This window comes from Thiocapsa sp. (assembly GCF_018399035.1).
Classification (GTDB): Bacteria; Pseudomonadota; Gammaproteobacteria; order Chromatiales; family Chromatiaceae; genus Thiocapsa.
On the sequence record NZ_CP073760.1, the window covers coordinates 596734 to 616313 of the forward strand.

General features: G+C 62.4%; 17 protein-coding genes. 15 read left to right on the forward strand and 2 right to left on the reverse strand.

All coding sequences use genetic code 11. The annotated features are described in order from the left end of the window. Nucleotides 1-474 precede the first annotated feature (474 nt). The 13 genes from KFB96_RS02815 to KFB96_RS02875 all read left to right on the forward strand — a co-directional run bounded on the left by KFB96_RS02815 (nucleotide 475) and on the right by KFB96_RS02875 (nucleotide 13790). Nucleotides 475-2889 carry a DUF1566 domain-containing protein gene (locus KFB96_RS02815; RefSeq protein WP_213501699.1) on the forward strand — a complete coding sequence of 805 codons (2415 nt, stop codon included), beginning with the start codon at nucleotides 475-477 and terminating at the stop codon, nucleotides 2887-2889. Beyond that, on the forward strand, nucleotides 2889-3227 hold the full coding sequence (locus KFB96_RS02820) for a tetratricopeptide repeat protein (RefSeq protein WP_213501701.1): 339 nt from the start codon (nucleotides 2889-2891) through the stop codon (nucleotides 3225-3227). The genes KFB96_RS02815 and KFB96_RS02820 overlap by 1 nt, the downstream gene beginning before the upstream one ends. An 88-nt stretch (nucleotides 3228-3315) precedes the next feature. Beyond that, nucleotides 3316-4614 (forward strand): trypsin-like peptidase domain-containing protein, encoded by a 1299-nt coding sequence (locus KFB96_RS02825; protein WP_300971778.1) that lies wholly within the window; start codon nucleotides 3316-3318, stop codon nucleotides 4612-4614. Next, nucleotides 4611-5366, forward strand: a complete 756-nt coding sequence (locus tag KFB96_RS02830) for a protein phosphatase 2C domain-containing protein (protein WP_213458859.1) — start codon at nucleotides 4611-4613, stop codon at nucleotides 5364-5366. The genes KFB96_RS02825 and KFB96_RS02830 overlap by 4 nt, the downstream gene beginning before the upstream one ends. Then, nucleotides 5363-6136: a hypothetical protein gene (locus KFB96_RS02835; RefSeq protein ID WP_213458860.1), complete on the forward strand. Its 774-nt coding sequence runs from the start codon at nucleotides 5363-5365 to the stop codon at nucleotides 6134-6136. The genes KFB96_RS02830 and KFB96_RS02835 overlap by 4 nt, the downstream gene beginning before the upstream one ends. A gap of 124 nt (nucleotides 6137-6260) precedes the next feature. Further along, entirely contained in the window at nucleotides 6261-6851 is a 591-nt protein-coding gene (locus KFB96_RS02840) for an FHA domain-containing protein (protein ID WP_213458861.1), read from the forward strand. Next, entirely contained in the window at nucleotides 6848-8569 is a 1722-nt protein-coding gene (locus KFB96_RS02845) for an FHA domain-containing protein (RefSeq protein WP_213465191.1), read from the forward strand. The genes KFB96_RS02840 and KFB96_RS02845 overlap by 4 nt, the downstream gene beginning before the upstream one ends. Then, nucleotides 8563-9786, forward strand: coding sequence for a protein phosphatase 2C domain-containing protein (locus KFB96_RS02850; RefSeq protein WP_213458864.1), 1224 nt, complete (start codon nucleotides 8563-8565; stop codon nucleotides 9784-9786). Before KFB96_RS02845 ends, KFB96_RS02850 begins: the two co-directional genes overlap by 7 nt. Next, on the forward strand, nucleotides 9783-10196 hold the full coding sequence (locus KFB96_RS02855) for an FHA domain-containing protein (protein ID WP_213458865.1): 414 nt from the start codon (nucleotides 9783-9785) through the stop codon (nucleotides 10194-10196). Before KFB96_RS02850 ends, KFB96_RS02855 begins: the two co-directional genes overlap by 4 nt. Beyond that, on the forward strand, nucleotides 10193-10990 hold the full coding sequence (locus KFB96_RS02860) for a MotA/TolQ/ExbB proton channel family protein (protein ID WP_300971250.1): 798 nt from the start codon (nucleotides 10193-10195) through the stop codon (nucleotides 10988-10990). The genes KFB96_RS02855 and KFB96_RS02860 overlap by 4 nt, the downstream gene beginning before the upstream one ends. A gap of 659 nt (nucleotides 10991-11649) precedes the next feature. Further along, entirely contained in the window at nucleotides 11650-12177 is a 528-nt protein-coding gene (locus KFB96_RS02865; RefSeq protein WP_213458874.1) for an NYN domain-containing protein, read from the forward strand. Continuing rightward, entirely contained in the window at nucleotides 12177-13088 is a 912-nt protein-coding gene (locus KFB96_RS02870) for a hypothetical protein (RefSeq protein ID WP_213458868.1), read from the forward strand. Before KFB96_RS02865 ends, KFB96_RS02870 begins: the two co-directional genes overlap by 1 nt. A 39-nt stretch (nucleotides 13089-13127) precedes the next feature. Continuing rightward, the gene (locus KFB96_RS02875; protein WP_213458869.1) at nucleotides 13128-13790 is read left to right on the forward strand and encodes a hypothetical protein; all 663 of its coding nucleotides are present in this window, start codon (nucleotides 13128-13130) and stop codon (nucleotides 13788-13790) included. Nucleotides 13791-14069: 279 nt separating this feature from the next. On the opposite strand, the gene KFB96_RS02880 is transcribed toward KFB96_RS02875, so the two are convergent. Then, nucleotides 14070-14255: a hypothetical protein gene (locus KFB96_RS02880; protein ID WP_213458870.1), complete on the reverse strand. Its 186-nt coding sequence runs from the start codon at nucleotides 14253-14255 to the stop codon at nucleotides 14070-14072. A gap of 180 nt (nucleotides 14256-14435) precedes the next feature. Between KFB96_RS02880 and KFB96_RS02885 the strand changes: the two genes are divergently transcribed. Next, nucleotides 14436-15551 (forward strand): thiamine-monophosphate kinase, encoded by a 1116-nt coding sequence (locus tag KFB96_RS02885; RefSeq protein ID WP_213458871.1) that lies wholly within the window; start codon nucleotides 14436-14438, stop codon nucleotides 15549-15551. An 18-nt stretch (nucleotides 15552-15569) separates the two neighbouring features. Continuing rightward, entirely contained in the window at nucleotides 15570-16259 is a 690-nt protein-coding gene (locus KFB96_RS02890) for a thymidylate synthase (protein ID WP_213458872.1), read from the forward strand. 58 nt (nucleotides 16260-16317) lie between these two features. Here KFB96_RS02890 and KFB96_RS02895 read toward each other — a convergent pair whose 3' ends face one another. Beyond that, on the reverse strand, nucleotides 16318-19509 hold the full coding sequence (locus KFB96_RS02895) for an NACHT domain-containing protein (RefSeq protein WP_213458873.1): 3192 nt from the start codon (nucleotides 19507-19509) through the stop codon (nucleotides 16318-16320). Between the last annotated feature and the right edge of the window lie 71 nt (nucleotides 19510-19580).

The window sequence follows — 19580 nt, forward strand, 5'->3', positions numbered from 1 at the left end:
GCGCGCACGACCGGCCAACGTGCGTGAAGCGCGACCTCGCTGGCCGTCGGGTCGGCCGAAGAGGACGACTGCAAGTCGTCTATCCCGGGGGCGCTGCGCGACGCTCGGCAACGATTCAACAACAACTGAAACATGACCTTTTTTGGCTATCGCGTTCGCGGCGTCGATGCAACCGCGACACCGGGCGAAGACAACGAGCCGGACCGACGGTATCGCTTGGAACGGAACATCAGCGGGCTGGCAGTAGCCCCCGCCCATGCGAAACATCGACGAGCACATGCCCCGCGTTGTGCTAGATTCGGTGCTTCACGGTTGACCGCCTCTGCCCCGAGTTGCTTCGTTTTCAGGATCACTTGCCCCAATGGACACCGCGACGATGGCAGCCTGCCCCAACTGTTTCGGCGACTTGAGCGCCACCCCTTGCCCACACTGCGGCTGGCAGCCGGGTTCTGACAACCCCCGCCCGCGCTGGCCTTGGGCACCCTGCTCGACGGACGCCATCGTATCGGGCGGGTTCTCGGGCACGGCGGGTTCGGCATCACCTATCTGGCCCGGGACGACAACCTCCAACTGCGTCTGGCGATCAAGGAGTATCTGCCGCGCGACTGTGCCACGCGCGCCCCGGACGGGGTGAGTTTGGCGATCTACTCCGGTCAGGCCGGCGAGCAATTCGCCTACGGACTGGAGCGTTTTCTGGAGGAGGCGCGCGCCCTCGCGCGTTTCGATCAACATCCCGGCATCGTTACCGTCAAGAGCTTCTTCCGTGCGCACGGCACCGGCTACTGCGTGATGGACTATGTCGAGGGGCTGACCCTCAAACATTATCTGGAGAGTCAGCCCGGCGGGCGCATCCCCGTCGATCAGGCGTGGCGGTTGCTGCAACCGGTGATGGACGCCCTGCGCGCGGTGCATAAAGAAGGACTGCTGCATCGTGATCTGGCGCCGGACAACATCTACGTCACGCGCGAGGGCCGCATCAAATTGCTCGACTTCGGCGCCGCGCGCTTTGCCACCGGCGAGCACAGTCGCAGTCTCTCGATCATCCTAAAGCCAGGATATGCTCCGGAGGAGCAATATCGCAGTCGCGGCAAACAGGGGCCATGGACGGACGTCTATGGTTTGGCCGCCACTCTCTACCGCGCCGTTACCGGGACCGTGCCACCCGAGGCGCTGGATCGGCTGGACCGGGATGAGTTGGTTGCTCCGTCCCGGTTACTTGGGATCGCCATCACCCCCGCACAGGAGGCGGTCTTGCTCAAGGCTCTGGCGGTCAAGGCTGCTCAGCGCTATTCGTCTATCGAGCAGTTTCGTGATGCATGGGTGACAGCCAAAACCAATCAAGGTGATCTCAAGGATACGCCGTCTTTCGGGATAAAAGAGCCTGCTGTTAAGCAGGTCGATCTTGAGTCTCAATACAAATTAGAAGGTACACCAAAGCTAGGTGATGCCTCTGTGTCTCCGCAGAAGAGAAACAACAGATTCGGGCACATACTGTTGAGTTTTGGGGCAGCAATCTTTTTTCTGGTGATTCTAGCGGCAGGGCCGGAAGACCCATCAACCGAGCGAAATGAAGAATCTGAAGCGATTGACTCTCCATTCACACCGGATCGAATCTCCGACCGCTACCGGCCGCTGGATTCGGACGGCGCCATCATCGAAGATCTCACCACCGGCCTGCAATGGATGCGATGCAGCCAAGGCCAGCGTTGGAATGGCGTCGCTTGCGACGGGACGGCGGCGAAGCTGACTTGGGATGAGGCGATGCGGCGGGCGCGGGTTCTGTCTTTCGCCGGCAAGACTGATTGGCGGGTGCCGGAGAAGGAAGAACTGTTGACCCTGGACTATTGCTCCAGCGGACAGCCCACGACGTGGAACGATACGGGTGCTTTCTGTGAAGGTGACTTCAAGCGCCCGACGATCGATCAAGCCGCCTTCCCAAATACGCCACAGATGTTGTTCTGGTCTTCGTCGCCGCATACCTACGGTTCGGGCAGCGCGTGGAGCGTCAATTTCAGCAGTGGCTCCGTCTACCCCTACGGTAAGAGCTTCACGAGGCACGTCCGGCTCGTGCGTGCATCTGAAGTGATCGACTCTCCATTGGTAACGCAATCCGTTCCGTCTTTAATGCCGACCGAAGATCGAGGGGCAACGAATACTTCGCATGCACCATTGTCCAATGGTTGCCCCTCAGAGCTCGTCGAGCTGGAAAGCCGGTTTACTTCGCACTTGAATCGGTTTGCTTTAACAAGTGATCCATCAGGTGATCACGCAAAAGGCACGCTTCAGCAAGTTCTCGCACTACTGCAGTCTGACGACAAGTGTATTTGGAACGGAGTCAATCTAACAAAGGAACAGATTGAAGCTGATGGTCTTCGTCAGATCTCGAACAAATATGTAGAGCTTTCAGATAGCGCGGGCTTGCGTTCGGATCTGGAGGATGAATGGAAGTGGATTTCCCTCGGTCTGGAATTGGATCCAACAAGCAATGCGCTGCGTGACCGGAGTCTGGATTATTGGCAATCGTCAGCGGATGAAGGCGATGCTGTTGCGCAATTCTTCCTCGGTTGGACGTACCAAGGTCGAGGTGATACACAGGATGATGCGCGTGCGGTGATTTGGTATCGCAAGGCCGCCGAGCAGGGGGATTCCGACGCGCAATACAATCTCGGCGTAATGTACCTGGAAGGTCGCGGCGTGGCGCAGGATGATCGGCAAGCGGTGAGCTGGTTTCGGAAAGCCGCCGAGCAGGGGAATGCCAGCGCGCAAACCAATCTCGGCTGGATGTACGACGAAGGTCGAGGCGTGGCGCAGGACGACGGTCAGGCGGTGAGCTGGTATCGGAAGGCCGCCGAGCAGGGGATGCCGTCGGGCAATACAATCTCGGCTTGATGTACCGGGAAGGTCGTGGCGTGGCGCAGGACGACGGTCAGGCGGTGAGCTGGTTTCGGAAGGCCGCCGAGCAGGGGAATGCCAGCGCGCAAACCAATCTCGGCTGGATGTACGACGAAGGTCGAGGCGTGGCGCAGGACGACGGTCAGGCGGTGAGCTGGTATCGGAAGGCCGCCGAGCAGGGGGATGCCGTCGGGCAATACAATCTCGGCTTGATGTACCGGGAAGGTCGTGGCGTGGCGCAGGACGACGGTCAGGCGGTGAGCTGGTTTCGGAAGGCCGCCGAGCAGGGGGATGCCGACGCCCAACAAGCACTTGATTCATTGCTCGGTCGGTAATGCGGTAATGCAGCACCAGCCGTTTCGCATGTTTGCCAACGTCACTGCGCTTTGTCGGCGACCTCACGGACGATGCCGCGTGAGTCGCATGGTTCGTTCGGCGATGTGGCTCTTCGCCGGCTTCATGCTGGCGCTCCGAGGGTTGCCCCTTGCCTTGGCCGACGCGGATACTTTCACCGCCGGAATGAATGACGTCACCGTGCGGGTCTTGTGTCGCCAAGAGCCCGAATCCCTCACAACGGGTTCGGGATTCGTAGTGGGCAGCGGCCTGTATGCCGTCACCAACTGGCATGTAGTGGCCTGCACAGCGGATGGGGGTCAGGCCTCGGTCTTGTTGGGCGTCGGCGACAGCGGTCTCGTCGAGGCATCGGTTCGGGAGCATGACGAAACAAAGGATTTGGCGATTCTGCGTCTTGAGCGTCCCAGCGATCGACCGGACGCGCGCTTCGCGACGGCCGCGACGTTGCGACAGCGCGACCCTGTGATTGCGGTCGGTTTTCCCGGCGATGCCGACGACTTGGCGGAGTTGACGGCCCTGGCCGACGCGACCATGACCGTTGGGGTCGTCGGGCGTCTGTTGCCGCCGCCCGTGGATCCGACCCAAGGTCCCTGGCTGGTGCAGGTGAGCGCCGCCATCAATCCGGGCAACTCGGGAGGGCCGCTGTTCGACGATGTGGGGCGGGTGGTCGGCGTCAATACGCTCAAGGCCCAGGTCGAGGTGCCGACGCTCGGTGATGACGGCGAGGTCTTGATGCGTCGGGTGCCGAGCGGCGAGGGCTTGGGTTGGGCGGTGCTGAGCGACAGCCTTCTGCCGATGCTCGACCGGGCCGGGATCCGCTATCGGGTCGACACCGGCCGTCCGTTTGCGCTGACGCGGTTATGGCATCGCGAGCCGGGGCTGCTGATTGCCCTGGTGCTAGTTAGCCTGCTCGCACTCGGCACGCTCGGACTGATCGCCACCGCGCCCGGTCGGGCATTGGTGCGTGACCAATTGACAAGAATCCGACGCCCGGAGCGCTCCGAGCGTGCGATGCCTCCGGCATCGGCGGCGTTGCAGCCGATCCTGCGCGGACTCACCGGCCCCTACGCCGGGCAGGTGGTCCCGTTGGGGCGCGGGTCCGTCGCGATCGGGCGTGATCCTGCCATGGTCCAACTGGTGATCCCGCGCGATCAGGCGGCGATCAGTCAGCGTCATGCTTTGGTGGGTTACGATCAGGAGCGGCGCGCGTTCTTTCTCCAAGACTGCTGGTCGACGAACGGGGTCTTTCTGATGCAGGGCGAGACCAAGGGGGCTGCGTTGGTGCCGGGGGATACCCGGACCCTTCGGGCGGGTGACCGTTTTTGTCTCGCGACGCCGGCGATCAGCTTCGAGGTCGATCATCGATGACCCGCTTCGGCTTCACCAGCGCGACCCTCGGCAAGGCCGGCGCGCGTGCGAACAACGAGGATGCGTGCGGCGCTCGCGAGGACGCCGACGGCGGTGTTTGGGTGGTCGCCGACGGGCTGGGCGGCCACGGGGGCGGCGAGGTGGCGGCGGGGATTGCCGTGGAGACGCTGCTCGGCGCGCTGGATCCCGCCGCCGGGCTCGGCTCGGCCGGCTTGCTGACTGCCTTGACCGACGCGGCGGGGGCGGTTCGCGCCCGTCAGCAGGTCGAGCCGGCGCTGAGCGGTATGCGCACCACGGTGGTCGTGTTGGCGAGCGACGGTGAGCGTGCGCTCTGGGCGCATCTGGGCGACAGCCGTTTGTACTGGTTTCGCGAGGGGCGGATTCTCATGCAGACCGCCGACCACAGTGTTCCGCAGGCGCTGGTGCAGGCCGGCGAGCTGGCACCCGAGGCGGTGCGTTTTCACGAAGACCGCAATCGGTTGCTCCGCACGCTGGGCGACGAGAAGCCGCTGCGCCCGAGCATCCCGGAGGCGCCGCTGGCGCTCGCGGACGGGGATGCGTGCTTGCTCTGTTCCGACGGGTTTTGGGAGTCGGTCACCGAGGCCGAGATGGAGATCGCCCTGGCCAAGGCCGGCGACCCGGCGCAGTGGTTGACCTTGATGGAGGAGTGTCTGCGCGGTCGGGATCATCCCGGTCAGGATAATTACACCGCGCTGGCGATCTGGTTCGAGAGGAGCGACGCGGCTCCATGATGCCGCGCCGGCAGGCCCTCAGCACCGTTAATCTGGCGATGCTCGATGTCATCGCGGGGGCGATGGCCGCCTTCCTGATCATCATGGTGATCTTGCTGCCCTACTACGACAAGGATGCGCTCGATCAACAGGCGCAGGTGGAGGTCTTGCAGAGGAGTGTCGCCGACCTCGAGGAGGCCCTGCGTTCCGCACGGGCGGAGGCCGAGGCGGCGAGGGCGCAAGCCGGACAGACGGCGGACGAGGCCGAGCTGCGTCGCACCATCGCCGAGCTTCAGGATGCACTGCGCTCCGCTCGGGCCGAGGCGGCGTCGGCCGACGCGAAGGCCAGTCGGGCAGAGGCCGAATCGGAGCGTCAGGCACAGCGCGCCGAGGGTTTGGCGCGGCAGCTCGCCCGGACCTTCCTGGTTCTCTACGTGCGGTGGGACACGCTCGACGACGTCGACCTGCATGTGATCGACCCGAGCGGTGCGGAGTTCTTCTGGGACGGACACAAGACCATCCCGGGACGCCCTGGCGAGCTGAGCGAGGACAGCATCGTCGGCCCCGGCAACGAGGTCTGGGAGATCCGCGATGCCCCGGCAGGCGAGTATCGAATCGAGGTCAAGCTCTACGGGATTCGCGATGCCCGCAAGCCGGTGGTGGTCCGAGGGCGCCTGTTCCACCGTGACGGAAGCGCCGTGTTCAACGCCGTGAGTCTGTCCCGCTTGGGCGAGCGCCGACGCATCGCAACCGTCCGGGTGGACGAGCAGGGCGGTGTGTCGGTGCACTGAGAGTCAAGACGCTCGTCAGCGATCAGGCGGGCTCAAGCGGCGCATCGGCTCGGAATTCGGTCGGATTACCACGTTGCATCTCTGCGTATCAAACGCCTTTTTCGAGATCTAAGGAGAGTACCGGATGAGTATGGTGTCCTGCGGCAGCGGCCATTTCTACAACGACGAGGAGCACACGAGCTGTCCGTTCTGCGGTGTCGCCCTGGACCTGGGCGCGACGCGACCGCTGACGGGCATCGGCGACGCGATTCGGCCGGTGGCCGAGCCCGGACACACGCGCGCTGTCGGAACGCCGCCGCGCGCTGCGCTGGATCGCGATCCGGGTGCGACGCGGCATGTCTGGGCCAAGCGGATGGGCGGGGTCGATCCCGTGGTCGGCTGGCTGGTGTGTGTGGATGGACCGGAGCGCGGCCGGGATTATCGGTTGCACACCGAGCGCAACTTCATCGGTCGCGCCCCGACCATGGATGTCGCCATCACCGGGGACGCGACCGTGAGCCGCGAGAATCACGCGGTCGTCAGCTTCAACCCCAAGCGGCAGACCTTCCGTCTGGCGCCCGGAGACAGTCGCGGTCTGGTCTATCTGAACGACGAGGAGGTCACCCTCGCCGTCGAGTTGAACCCTTACGATCGGATCGAGTTGGGCGAGACGACGCTCCTGTTCGTGCCCTTTTGCGGCGAATCCTTCAGTTGGCCGGTCGAGGCCAAGCCATGACCGGCGAGGGCCGGTACGCCGGCGTTCGGTCGCTGCGCGCGCGGTTGCGTGCCGGCTTGATCGCGGGCCTGTTGCTGGCCTGGTCGACGGCGGCTCTGCCGGCGGATCCACCGGCCGCCGTGCCGACCAGTCTGCGTCTCGTCCAGGCGCTGGCCGAGGGGACCGATCTCACGGCCTATGTAACGGTGCGCGACGAGGCCGGCAATCCGGTCCCCGGCAGCGCGCTCGGACCGCTGCAATCCACGCTCGGCGCTCACCCGGCCGAGGTCGTGTCGGTCACCCCCTTCGCCGAGACCGGCGAGGGCGTGCTCTATGTCTTTCTGGTGGACATCTCGGCGTCGCTCGATGCAGCCCAATTCGGGCGCATCCGCGACGCGCTGCGCGATTGGGTCGCCGCGATGGGCGAGCATGACCAGGCCGCGATCCTGACCTTCGGCACCGACGTCCGCACGGTTGTTGCGCCGACGGCCGAGCGCGCCCGACTGACTGCGGCGCTGGACGCGCTGGAGGCAAGGGACCCGCGCACCGCCTTTTACGAGGCATTGGCGCAGGGGCTTGCCCTCGGGCAACAACGCGGTGAGCGGCTGCCGACGCGCCGTGCACTGGTGATCCTGAGCGACGGAGTCGACGACGCGCCGGGCGGGATGACGATCGAGGAGGTCGAGGCGCGCTTGGCGGACAGCCCGGTGCCCATCTATGCCGTCGGGTTCAGCCGCGTGCGGGACGCGGCGCAACGGGAGCGGGGGCTCGCCGCCCTGGGGCGCTTCGCCCGTCGCTCCGGCGGGATGTTCGTCGACGCCAGCTCGGGAGACCCCGGCTCGGCCTATGCCGCGATGCGCGAGGCCATCCGGGCCGTGGAGCGCGTGCAACTGCGCTGCCCGACCTGTGTTGCCGACGGCAATCGCTATCGCTTGCAGATCGCGCTGACCGTCGAGGGTCTGACCCTGACCGACGGGACGGATGTCCGGCTGTATCCGGCGACGCCCTCGTCCCCCGAGGCGACCGCCGAGACTCCGACGGGTCCACCGTCGGAACCGCCGGCTGTCGGCGCCGAGGTCGCGGCCGAGACGCCGTCATCGGATGCGTCGTCCACTCCGCCGGTGTTGCCCGAGGACGCGGGCCCATTGCAGGCGCTGTGGTCTCGCGTGCCTGGATGGTCCTGGTGGCTCGGTGCCGTGGCGATCGGATTGGCGCTCATCCTCGCCGGGCTGGTCCGGCGGCGCGCCCGGCGTGCCCGGCCATCGGACGCCAACGCCATCCCAGATACGCCCCCCTTCGATGCGTCCGAGCCGATCCCGCTTGTACCGGACCTGGACCTGTATCCGGACCCGGGTCCGGAGCCTGTCGGCCCGCAGCCCACCGCCGAGAATGCCACGCGGGAAGCGCCCCGGCCCACGCTTGCCGAAGGGCCGACCGTGAGCCTGACCTTCATGGGCGGTCGACGGCGGGGTGAGACGGTCGAACTGGTGCTCGCGCCGGCGGCCCTGATCGGTCGCTCGGGCGCCTGCGCGCTGGCCTTGAGCGATGACGACGAGGTGTCGGCACAGCATGCGCGGCTGGTTGCGCAAGGACATCTGGTGATACTGGGGGATCTGGGCTCGACCAACGGGACCTTGCTCAACGGCGTCCCGCTGACCGCGCCGAGCCCCGTGCGTGATGGGGATGTCGTGCGGCTCGGACAGGCCGAGCTTCGGGTCAACGGAGTCGGCAGATGGTGAGTGAGTCCTTACCCCCGACTCGGCGGCAGGCCCGGGATGACCCTGCCGATCGCGCTGCGGCGACACCGGCCGCCGAACCCAGCCCCATCGTGCCGGTCTTGCGACCCGGGAACGCCCAGTGGATCGGGACCCGTCCGGAACAGCAAGACGCCTTTGCCTTCGAGGGTTGCGATGCCCGGGGCGTGACGGCATCGAGCACCGTGCTGGTCGTGTTGGCCGACGGCATGGGCGGGTTGCAGGCCGGGCGCGAGGCCAGTCGGCTCGCCGTGACGACCTTCCGATCGAGCTTCGCGGCCCGGCCGCCCGAACGGCCGGTTGCCGAGGCACTGGACACGGCCCTCCAGGCGGCAAACCGCGCTGTGCACGCGCTCGCGCGGACCACCGCGGGCGAGGGCGAGGTGGGCACGACCCTGGTCGCGGCGGCCGTGTGCGAGGCCCGTCTGTTCTGGGTTGGCGTCGGCGATAGTCGGCTCTATCTCTACCGAGGCGCGGATCGGTCGCTCACCCCCTGCACCGAGGACCATAACCTGGCCCGCGAGCTTCAGGCCCAGGTCGACGTCGGAGCGCTGGACCCCGCTGCCGTGGCCGAGCATCCCGATCGCAATGCACTCACCAGTTTCCTGGGTCTCGCGGAGGTCCCGCTGGTGGATCGCAATCGCCGTCCACTGACCCTGCATACGGGCGACCGGCTGTTGCTGTGCAGCGATGGGGTCGACGGGGTGTTGGATCGCGCCGCGCTTGCCGCCCCGCTGGCGGGCGACCCACAAGCCGCCGCCGATGCCTTGATCGCCGCGCTGCGGGCATCCGGGCAGGCGCATCAAGATAATGCCACCGTCGCGGTTCTGGCCTGCGAGTTGGCAACCGCGCTCGAGGTCGCGTCGGTCCCGCTGCGCCGCAGCCGACGTCCTCGCGTGATCGCAGTATCGCTTATGCTCGGTCTGGTTCTGGTGCTGGGGGCCGGCGCGGCCGCTTGGTTTGGTTTGGACTGGTGGCAAGCACGATCGGATGCGCGTCAGACTGCCTCGACCAGTCCGATTGCGCCGCAGCCGGACGAGGTCGGGAGTGTGGAGGCGGGCGCGCCTGAGGAATCGGGCGCGGTGCCACCTGAACCCATGCCGAGCGATCCGAGCGGGGTCGTTCCGCCGCCCGTCGAGCCGGGTCGAGACGCCCCGGCTGCTTCGGACGCGCCGGTCGCCACGCTCCCGGAGTCCGAATGAGCACGCCCCGACACACCTTCTCGATCGGCCGGGAACGGACCTGCGACCTCCCGCTGGCCGATGATTCGGTGAGTGCGCGACATGCGGAACTCACCTTCCTGGAGGGCGGCAAGCTCCTCTTGACCGACTGCAAGAGCACCAACGGCACCTTCCTGGTCGGGTCCGACGAACAGCCTCGGCGGATCCGCCAAAGCCTGGTTTCCCCCCTGGATCGGGTGCGTTTCGGAGCGGTAACGCTGGATGTCCGTGCCCTCGTCGAGGCGTTGCGCCTGAAATCGGCGGTCCCGACCTCGCCCCCGGACCAGCAGCCGGGGGACGGCGCGCCCCTGGCGCAGGGGCGCCGCCTGATCCGCTGCGTCTGCGGTTGCGTGAAGTCCGCCGGCGCCCCCTGTCCGGAGTGCGGCCAGTGACGCGGCTCTCTGCGGTCCTGTGGGAACGGCCCCGGCGAACGGCCATCCTGGCGCTCGCGATCGCGGCTGGGATGCTCTTCATCGGCATTCTCACACTCGCCTTGCCCGCCGGCAGCCCGGCCGCGATGCTGCTGCTCGATCATCATGCCAACCCGCCGCCCGGCTATCCCTTTGTCTATCCCTTCACGGTTCAGAACCTCACGCATCTGATCCTGTTCATCGGATTGGGCGAGGTCTTCTGCCGCTGGCGCAGCGCGGTCCACGAGCACGCGATGCTCGACGAGGGCCTGTTGCCGCAAGCCTACGAGGTGGTGCTGCAATCCCACGATCTACCGGCCATCCGCGCGCGGGTGGCCGATCGGCACGACGGCGAGCAGGGCTTCCTGCCCGGCCTGGTCGATCTGTGCATCCTGCAGTTTCAGGCCAGCCGCTCGGTCGATCAGACCGTCAGCGTCCTCAACAGCAGCCTGGAGCTCATGGCCCACCGCGTGGACCTGCGCTACAGCCTGCTGCGCTACCTGGTCTGGCTGATCCCAACCGTTGGATTCATCGGGACCGTGATCGGCATCGCGCTCGCCTTGGCGATGATCGACCCGACCGCCGAGGCCCAACCGCTCGGGGAGATCGCCCGCGCCTTGGGGGTGAGCTTCTACACGACTCTGGTCGCCCTGGCCGAAAGCGCGATCCTGGTCCTGCTGCTGCATCTGGTGCAGGCCCGTGAAGAGCTGGCCGTCAATCAGGCGGGACACTACACCTTGGTGCATCTGATCAATCGGTTGTATGCCGGACGCTAGCAAACGTCTCCAGGCCCGCGAGGAAACGTCCAGCGATGGCGGACACGGCGGCCTCCTGTTCTTGCGACATCTTTCTTGACACCGACGACAACCCTGACCGGCTGCAGCCCGCGCTCGATGCCGGAACCGCTCCGGCGATAGGGTCGTCACACCCACGGTCGCACGATCACCCTGTCAAAACCTGACCACTCGCGGCATCAGTGATGACCAAGACACAAAATTCGCCGCCAGCGCGTGTTGCGTCTGCCAGGAAGGCATGCGGACCAATGGGCACCAAGCGGCAGCAGAAAGCGGACATCAAGCATTTCCCGCCGAGTTTCAAAATCGCCGCCGCGTCCGCGTTGATCAGGTAAGGCCAGGACAAGGCCCCGCCACGGAAGGCGCCCAAGGACGGGCAACCGCATGCAAAACGTGCAGCGATTGAAAATGCCCGAATGCGCCGCGTTGTTTGATCAGAGGGATGCCGCAGCCCCGCGACGACCGGCCTCCAAGCAAGGCCGGAATCCGCCCGCCGCCGAAGGCCCAGCCAGGATGACTGTTCGAATGGATGTTTAAAAGGACCTGTTGGCCTGCGTTGTCTTCATTGTCGGCACATCGACTGACAGCGCGCTAGGAACTCATTTTCATTTTTCATCAATCTGCCGAACGAGGAAGACACCATGATCCGCAAAATCTTCGCCATCGATCTGACCCCTTGCGACATCGTTGCGCGTGAGCGGGGCGCGCATTTCTTTCCGGTACAGGCCGTGCGCGAGCTGATCGCGGGGGACGATGTCGACGTGCTCGAAACCCTGGTCACGCTGGTGGAGCGTGTCGCCGAGGACAATCCGGAAGCCATCGCCAGCAACCAGATGAACTTCACCCGCAAGCAGCACGCGCTCGAGGAAGCCGGCGCGCGGGTGATCCGGGCGCCGGCCAAGCGCATGCCCGACGGCGGCTTCAAGCAGTCCGACGATCAGCGCCTGATCATCGCCACGCTGTCGCTGGCCCTGCGGTTGCGCCCGGAGTTCGTGGTGCTGGCCGCCGCCGACGGCGACTTCGCACCCATGGTCTGGGAGCTGCGCAACGAGGGCATCCGCACCGAGGTGCTGGCCCGCCCGCAGATGCTCGCCAGCGATCTGCGCCGGGCGGCCTATTCGGTGATCGACATCGACGACGTACTCAACACGGTTGGAGGAGCACAGTAATGGGACTCAAGCGCGACGAACTGGGCTTCATGCGTTCCAACGGTTTTGGCCGGATTCGCCGGGATGAGCTCGAGCAGCTGCTCGACATCAACTCATCGGAGTCGGTCTACCGTTCCGGTGTCGACAACGGGGTGCGCACCGGCCAGGTGGTGGTGGACGTCGAGGTCGCGGTGAAGCCCGGCGACACCTTCTCCGCCGGCCCACGCGTGGTCAAGGGAGCCGGTCACGGCTTCACCGGCGGCGGACGCGTGATCAAGGGCGCGGGCTGCGCAGCGCAATCGGCGGCACCGGTAATGCGACCGACAAACAGCGTACAGGCAAACGTGGAATCCAGAAAAACGCATCAAAGCACCCAAAAGGAATACGAAATGACTCATTCAACGAAGGATATCGCTCGTGAAACGGCAGCCAGCATCAAGACGCTGAATCGCTTGATTCGCGAGCTGCAAACGGAGTACGAGACGGCACCGAACTTCAGCTTCTCCAAGCGCATGAAGGTGCAGGTCGCCGAGGAGATCGTGCGGCTCGAGCAGCGCAAGGCCAACTACGTCCGGAAGCTGAACACGCTGAACGGTGAGCAGCGTCAGCGGCAAGCGACCCGACCCGATCCGAAGCCCGCGCGCGAGCGGCTCTCAAGCGGCAACAACTCTTCCGGCTGGGACAAGGTGCGGATGCAGGCTCGTATCGACGACCTCTATCGGCAGATCGGCGCCCTCGGAGACCGCATCGGGACCATGGGCTACACGCCGCAGCGCAAGAGCGTGATTCAGCAGCACAAGGAGCTGATTCGCCAGCGCCGGCAGCTCATCTGGCAGGTCAACCAGGGTTCGCAGTCGTCGGCCATGGGCCTCGTGGGGAGCCATGAGTCCCCCGCTCGACATTCGTTCAAAGGCGTTTCGGTACGGGGCTGAATGAGTGATTGAACTCTGCGCGACGTCGGCCGACCGAAGGTGGGTAAACGGCTGATCCGGGAAATCGCCTCGGCGCTCGGCCGTCGTGGGGAAGTGGTTGCGTTCCCACGCGACGTCTACCCGTCCGGCGCGGCCCAACACGGGCTGCAGCGATGCGATCTGATCCTGGCGCTGATCGACAACGAACTCAGCCGCACCATGGCGTTGCAGCTGGCGTTGCAGCTGGCGTTGGATGCGGGACGCGACTACCTCCAGGCCGGCACCGACATTACGCTGGCCGATGATGGGGCGATCGCGGGCCTGCGTGCCGAGGTCACCGGCGCCGAGACCGGGCGCTACTGCCCGATCTGCAGCGGTCGGCTCTCGCCGGCCCAGGCGGCGGTAGAGGCGCGCGTCTACGCCGGTGGAGACATCGCCGCGCATGCCCGCGCAGCTGGCTATTTGCCGGATGTAGCAGCGCCGGCGGTGATGGGGCTCAACGCGGTTGCAGCCGGCATGCTCGTCACCGAGATCCAGCGCCGGGCCGCCGGCATCGGCGTGCGCGACCTGCTGCAACTCGATATGCAGACGGGCAAGTTCCGCGCCGTCGAGCGTGTGGCGACCGGGCAGGCCTGCGACGTCTGCGGTGCGGAACCCTCGGCGATGCGGGCCGAGCCCGCACCTGCTACTGCGTCCACTGGCACCCCGGTGCCCAAGCAGTGAGCAGCAGGCGGTGCGGGTGGCAGGGAATAGCACCAGTCCGCAGCCGATGCTCAAGGAGAAATCGACCATGAACCAGCGTAAGAGTCGGCGCGAAAAAAACCGCACTCGCGCGATCGCAACGCATTGCTACGCGACGTGCGGTTTCGGGGCGGCAACGGGGCGCATAAGGATCGGCGCAGGGAACGACGCCAGGGGCGGAAAAGCAGCGAGGGTGGTGGCAGGACGACCGGCCGTGATAATGCCCGATACGCCTTGCTCCGCACACTCTCGCCGCCACTGCTAAAGCTGACTGCTGTAGAGCTTCTCGCGTCGCAGCCGCTCTCCGAGCTCGCCACGCGCGCAGGCGTCGGCTTCGTCCAGGATCCTCAACTTCTCCGCAGGACTGAAAGGCCGGTGGGTCCGCTTCTCCAACTCGGGCGGCGGTGTCACCTGACTGTTCGGGACATCGCCGGGTGATTTGGGCATCGCTCTGACTCCTACTTTCGGAACCCTGAAATCTACAGTAACTTCAAACAGAGACTGTATGGAGGCAGGTTGACACACAGGGAGGGCTCGGGCAATCCGTTTTCATATGCATGGCAGTTGGTGATTCTGGATAATTAACCCTGCGGCAAACGAATTATTCATCAAAGGACGAAACAGATCATGACTAACAATCACAGAACGCTCCGCGAGGTAGGGGAAAGGTACATTGTTCGGGAAATCCTCGGGATGCTTAAACCCTCGGAGCGATTGCTGGACGGATTTGGCCACGATGCCGCTTTTTTCGACATGCAGCTGGAACGCGATGAGATCCTTGTAATCAATTCGGATCGCTCCGGGCTGAACATCGCCTACCAACTCGGCCTAGCTGGGCCACAATGTGTCGGTGATCTCGGCGTGTCCCATGCTGTGAGCGATATCGTCGCTGCTGGGGGGCAGCCCGAGGCCCTCAGCGTGGCCTTGCTGCTGCCAGCAGACACCCGAGTGGATTTCGTCCGTGAGTTGATGCAGGGCGCTGAAGCTGCTGCCCGGCGCTATGGGGCAGTCCTTACCGGAGGGGATACCAAAAAAAACCCCAAGTTTGCCATGGTGGTCACTGCGATCGGAAAGGCCAATCGCGACAAACGGCTGACACGTTCCTCAGCATGCTCAGGGGATGCCTTGGTGGTCACCGGGAATATCGGCGCAATGCTGCTCGGCACACTCGCCTACAAGAACGATTTGTCGGTGCCCAAAGGGGTCCGCGCTCTGCTGGATCAAGCATTGATCCAGCAGCAGCCACCTTTTGACCTTGGCAGAGCTTTCGCCGACGCCGGCGTTGCTCGTGCCTGTATGGATATCAGCGATGGCCTGTCTGGCACCTTATTCAGCATCTGTGGGGCGAGCCAGGTGGGCGCGATCATTGACGAACGCGCGATACCTATCCATCCAGATTTGCGGCCTTTAGCGGAATCGCTCGGCCTGCGCCCGATGCAACTCGCTCTCGGAGGAGGGGACTGGCAGTACCTGTATGCCATACCCGTCGAGAAACTGACAACTGCACAGCGTATCGCTGAGACCCTTGGCGCCCGCATTGCGACGATCGGTAAAACAACGACCTCGCTAACGGTGATTGCGCGTACGCTAGAAGGTGAATACAGGCATCTGCAGCGCATCGAGCACGACAGTTTCCGTGATGGCGGACAAGGAATGAGTTATTTTGAATGGCTAGGGAATCCGCTCAACTGTTTTGGGGAGACGCTCGATCCAGCAACGCACAACGACTGTTTGCTGCTCTGAACGATGGGAATACATTCAATGCCACACGACTCGGATACCCGTCTGGTTCACACGAGCAGCCTTGGGGAATGCTGGCTCGCAAGTATCGCGACCGTTCTTCAGAATGGACAGACGCATCATGACGAAGATGTCGAAATCCGCGAACTCCTCGGCCTAACGGTTCACATTTCAGAGCCGAAAACCCATGACCCACTTATTGACGCTTTCGGTGACAGGGCCGTCATTAACAGGACACTGGCGAAGTTTGCCAAAGGCGCGGAGATGCCCGATCGCCCATTCACCTACGGAGCATGCATCTATAGTCATGATGGAATCAATCAATTCGAATGGCTTGTCGGAAGACTGCAAGCGAAGCGCGAAACAAAGTCCGCCACGATCTGTCTACTAACCGCCGGCAGTCGCGCTAGGAATCTACCGTGCCTGACGACGCTGGATGCAAAAATCCGAGATGCTCGGCTAGAGTTACAATTCCTCTTCCGAAGCCAAAATATTTTCGGCAGGCAATACGCCAACCTTCTTGCGCTCGCCAGACTGCAGGCGGAACTTGCCACGCGCTGCGACGTCGCGACTGGGGGGTTGCGCGGATATATCGCCTCCGCTCATATCTATTCGTTTGACGTGATCGAGGCTAGGCGTATTCTTTCCGGAGATTGCGAATGCATTGAGGACAGATACTATCAAGAAGGACCTGCTTCAATTCGCTGCTGAGCCTGGATTAAATGAATCATTGCGAGGAAGCGGCAAGCCGCCGCTTTCATATCGACCGTTACCTGTGCGAGTATTCGCTAGCTGGTCGCTGGCACTTCTGAAGGAGTTTTCCAGAGTGTACAGAGAATGACCACCGGCTTCTTTTTCTGTCAAATGCAGGTCGTATGCTGACCAGCAAGATATCTCCTCTCGCTATAGGCCTAGAGTACTCATCGTCAATTCTGTCAACATAAAAATACAGATCTTCCGCGAACTCGGGGTGCTTCGCAAAACCGAAAACACCGTCTTTGTGTAGCGATTTGACTGTCACCTGCCATTCTTTTAAGACGAGTTGCGCACTAACCGCCTTGCGCTCTTCTGCATCATTGATGTCCTGAGCAGAATAACGCCGTCCGTGGGTGCTTAGCCGGATGTCTCCTTCCCTTATGCAGCCCATTTCAAGGAGTTTTCTCTTGTAGTCCGGCTTCCATTGCTGTAGTAGTTCGGCAAAGGTCGCCGGAGTCAGGTCGTCGCGAGTTAAGACACCATTCTTCATGAAGCGAAACGCATTGTCGGGTGATGCTTTCGCAATAATGTCCGATAGACGCCCAGGCTCCTCTCGGATGTCCGAGGATTCTACGAGCCGCAGTCTGACAAGCAAGTTGAGCAGTCTGTACGAGCATAGCCAACTCTTCCCAATCTGTCTTAGCGAGTTCTGCTCGACGTCGGTCAACTTGCTAACAAAGTTCTCCGCCCAATCTCTTTTCGTCGTTCTATCCGCCTTAACTTTTGCCATGGTTCTCAGTAGAACGGCAAGATCCGTGTCCAAATGCGTCCCGTCGTAACGCCGCAATGCCGCCTCCCAGGAAGCCGAGAATTGTTGATCCCCAAGTTTACGACGGCGATGCAAGGCACAGAGTTCGATGACAGTGCTCTCAGCCAGCAGTTCGCGTTCGGTACATCGCATGGGTTCCCCGACAAGCACACGTTGAGCTGGACTCATTTCATCGAGCCAGCCCGGATTACTTGCGTAGGCATGAGGCAACAGTTCGATCCATAGAGAGTTCCTGTCCAAAATCAGCCGTCGGAGCCTTTCGACTCGATTCTTGCCCGCTTCATGGGAGCCGCCGGCATACCAGAAGCCGAGTCCGCGCAAAGCCGCCACTAGGGTGTTCGGCAAAGGATATTTAGGGGGCAGCCGAGAGACAAGAGCAAGGTCCTTTGTTTCAGGAACGTTCTCGTCCCCGCGCATGGCCCGCAGCACACCTCGCGTCCAGAGGTTCTCTACCTCCCCCAGTGGCAATGCCGTTAGCCTATTACTGTCGCGAAGTGCGGCAGCAACTAGCAACGGATCCAAATGCCACGCCTGGTGCAGAAATTCCCGTGTTGGGTCCGTATTTAATTCAAACGCAAAAACAAAGGGGATTGTCCAGTTGGTAGAGATGCGGTCCAAGCCACTCTTAAAGAATGTGTCCGGGAGATCCCGCTCATTCGCGACAAGATACTCAGCGGCTAGATACTCTTGCATCGTTTCATGGGAAAAGCGGACGGATTCGTCCTTCTGGGACTTTTCAACGATCAGCAATAGGCCCTGTGCGACCCGATCGAGAAAACGCCCGACGTCGTCTCCCATTTCCGGCTCCAGAATGCGCCTAGCTTCATTGCGGCTACATGAGATCTGCCCGGCTTCACGCATCTGAAACGAAAGGCGCGCAAGGGCGTTACGTGTTCGACTTTCTGACCAGCGAAAGGAGACTCCCGGCTTCTCGAATTCGCGGCGATGCCAGTGGGCAAACGATTGTTGATATAGGTTCGCTCGGCTTTGGGGTAAGCCTCCTCCAGATCGAAAGATTTCCGCCATCATCTGCAAGAGAACGGGGCTGCCGGCAATCAGTTCTGCGCCGGGTTGACTGTAGATAGACACAAGTAGTTCCGTGACGCGCTCAGGGTCATGGAGATGAAATTGCAAAAATTGCTCTTGCACTTGCCGCGTCATTGGGGAAATGACGTATGTCGGTAGCTCCAGATCCGCAGGCTGATGGGTTAGTCGAGACGAGACCAAGATTTTGGCGTTGGGATGATCTTTTAGCAACACTTTGATCTCTTGAATACAGTCGTCGTAGAACAGACCCGCGCATTCATTGAGACCGTCGAGCACCAGGAGTATCTCGCGCCGGTCCAACCGCGGTTGTAGATCGATCCACCATAGATCAGGGAAATGTTGCAGTAGCAATGCGCGCAAGCCCTGACCGTCGTATTCGGCTAACGATGCCAGTAAGACCCAAGATTGACCGGGCTGCCAGCTCGTTGCCTTCGACATCGCTAGAGCGCGTAGAGCTGTCGTCTTTCCAGCGCCGGGCTCACCAAGGAGAAGCACTTTCGGTTTCCGTCTCACAAGTCCGCTGAAGGTCCCACGCTGCGTCTCGGCACTCTCGGAAACAGCTACAACCTCGAGATCAGGCATAGATCCAGTGTCGTGAGATGCAGAATTCTTTTCGCTGATCCACGACTCGCGACTGGTGAGGTATTTCTGCTGTTTCGCAAGATAGTTTTCGATCGAGCGATCAACGACAATATCTTCGTGCCTTCTCTCTTTCGTCCATGAGTCTCGGAAAGAAATCCAGAGCTTGTCTAGATCGGGACGGTCGATCTCACGAGTCTCCCACCAGCTTGCGTGTGTTTCCCCTTGAGGTTCCGTTTTCACGGTTTCACCAACGTGACCAGGGCGTCGGCTAAGAATCACCGTCTCGGGATGTTTTCCGCTCTCAGAATGCTCGAGCGAGATCCATCCATCGGTCTTCTGCCTGGGCCTAACTAAGACTATGACAATGTCTTGATCTTGGTACCTCCCCCAAATTGCTCTGAATAACCGATGATCCTCAAGGCATCGCCAGTGATGTTTCACTCCACGCCAACCGTTTTCGGGATAGAGCAAACCAGTTTGCAGACTCTGCATAAATTTGTCGTTATCACCGTCAAAGCCGCTAAACTTCAAGTTTACGGGCTCAATGGGACTCGGGTGATCTTTGGTTTCACTAATACCCAGTAACACCGCTCCACCAATGGTGTTTGCTAGGCTAAAGCATGCCTTAGCTACATGCCAACTATAATCCCATTTGTTGTCTTTGTTGGTATAGTTGCCGTCTTCCGGTTTGGTTGCTGCCTTGAACTCAATCCAATCAGTTTCCAGCTTATTGACTAATTCGACGAGTGGGCCAGCGTCGTTGTTTGTTTCACCCAAAACCTTTACAACAAACTCATAACCGTTCATGGTTTATCCTGTAGCGTTTCGGTCCAACAATCGGAAAGTTTATAACCTTTCGGGGCTGTGTCTGGCGAGCA

Excerpts from the sequence above, each read along its gene's own strand:
- KFB96_RS02820 (WP_213501701.1), top strand. The coding sequence starts at position 2,889 with ATGTACCGGGAAGGTCGTGGCGTGGCGCAGGACGACGGTCAGGCGGTG.
- KFB96_RS02825 (WP_300971778.1), top strand. The coding sequence starts at position 3,316 with ATGGTTCGTTCGGCGATGTGGCTCTTCGCCGGCTTCATGCTGGCGCTC.
- KFB96_RS02830 (WP_213458859.1), top strand. The coding sequence starts at position 4,611 with ATGACCCGCTTCGGCTTCACCAGCGCGACCCTCGGCAAGGCCGGCGCG.
- KFB96_RS02835 (WP_213458860.1), top strand. The coding sequence starts at position 5,363 with ATGATGCCGCGCCGGCAGGCCCTCAGCACCGTTAATCTGGCGATGCTC.
- KFB96_RS02840 (WP_213458861.1), top strand. The coding sequence starts at position 6,261 with ATGAGTATGGTGTCCTGCGGCAGCGGCCATTTCTACAACGACGAGGAG.
- KFB96_RS02845 (WP_213465191.1), top strand. The coding sequence starts at position 6,848 with ATGACCGGCGAGGGCCGGTACGCCGGCGTTCGGTCGCTGCGCGCGCGG.
- KFB96_RS02850 (WP_213458864.1), top strand. The coding sequence starts at position 8,563 with ATGGTGAGTGAGTCCTTACCCCCGACTCGGCGGCAGGCCCGGGATGAC.
- KFB96_RS02855 (WP_213458865.1), top strand. The coding sequence starts at position 9,783 with ATGAGCACGCCCCGACACACCTTCTCGATCGGCCGGGAACGGACCTGC.
- KFB96_RS02865 (WP_213458874.1), top strand. The coding sequence starts at position 11,650 with ATGATCCGCAAAATCTTCGCCATCGATCTGACCCCTTGCGACATCGTT.
- KFB96_RS02870 (WP_213458868.1), top strand. The coding sequence starts at position 12,177 with ATGGGACTCAAGCGCGACGAACTGGGCTTCATGCGTTCCAACGGTTTT.
- KFB96_RS02880 (WP_213458870.1), bottom strand. The coding sequence starts at position 14,255 with ATGCCCAAATCACCCGGCGATGTCCCGAACAGTCAGGTGACACCGCCG.
- KFB96_RS02885 (WP_213458871.1), top strand. The coding sequence starts at position 14,436 with ATGACTAACAATCACAGAACGCTCCGCGAGGTAGGGGAAAGGTACATT.
- KFB96_RS02890 (WP_213458872.1), top strand. The coding sequence starts at position 15,570 with ATGCCACACGACTCGGATACCCGTCTGGTTCACACGAGCAGCCTTGGG.
- KFB96_RS02895 (WP_213458873.1), bottom strand. The coding sequence starts at position 19,509 with ATGAACGGTTATGAGTTTGTTGTAAAGGTTTTGGGTGAAACAAACAAC.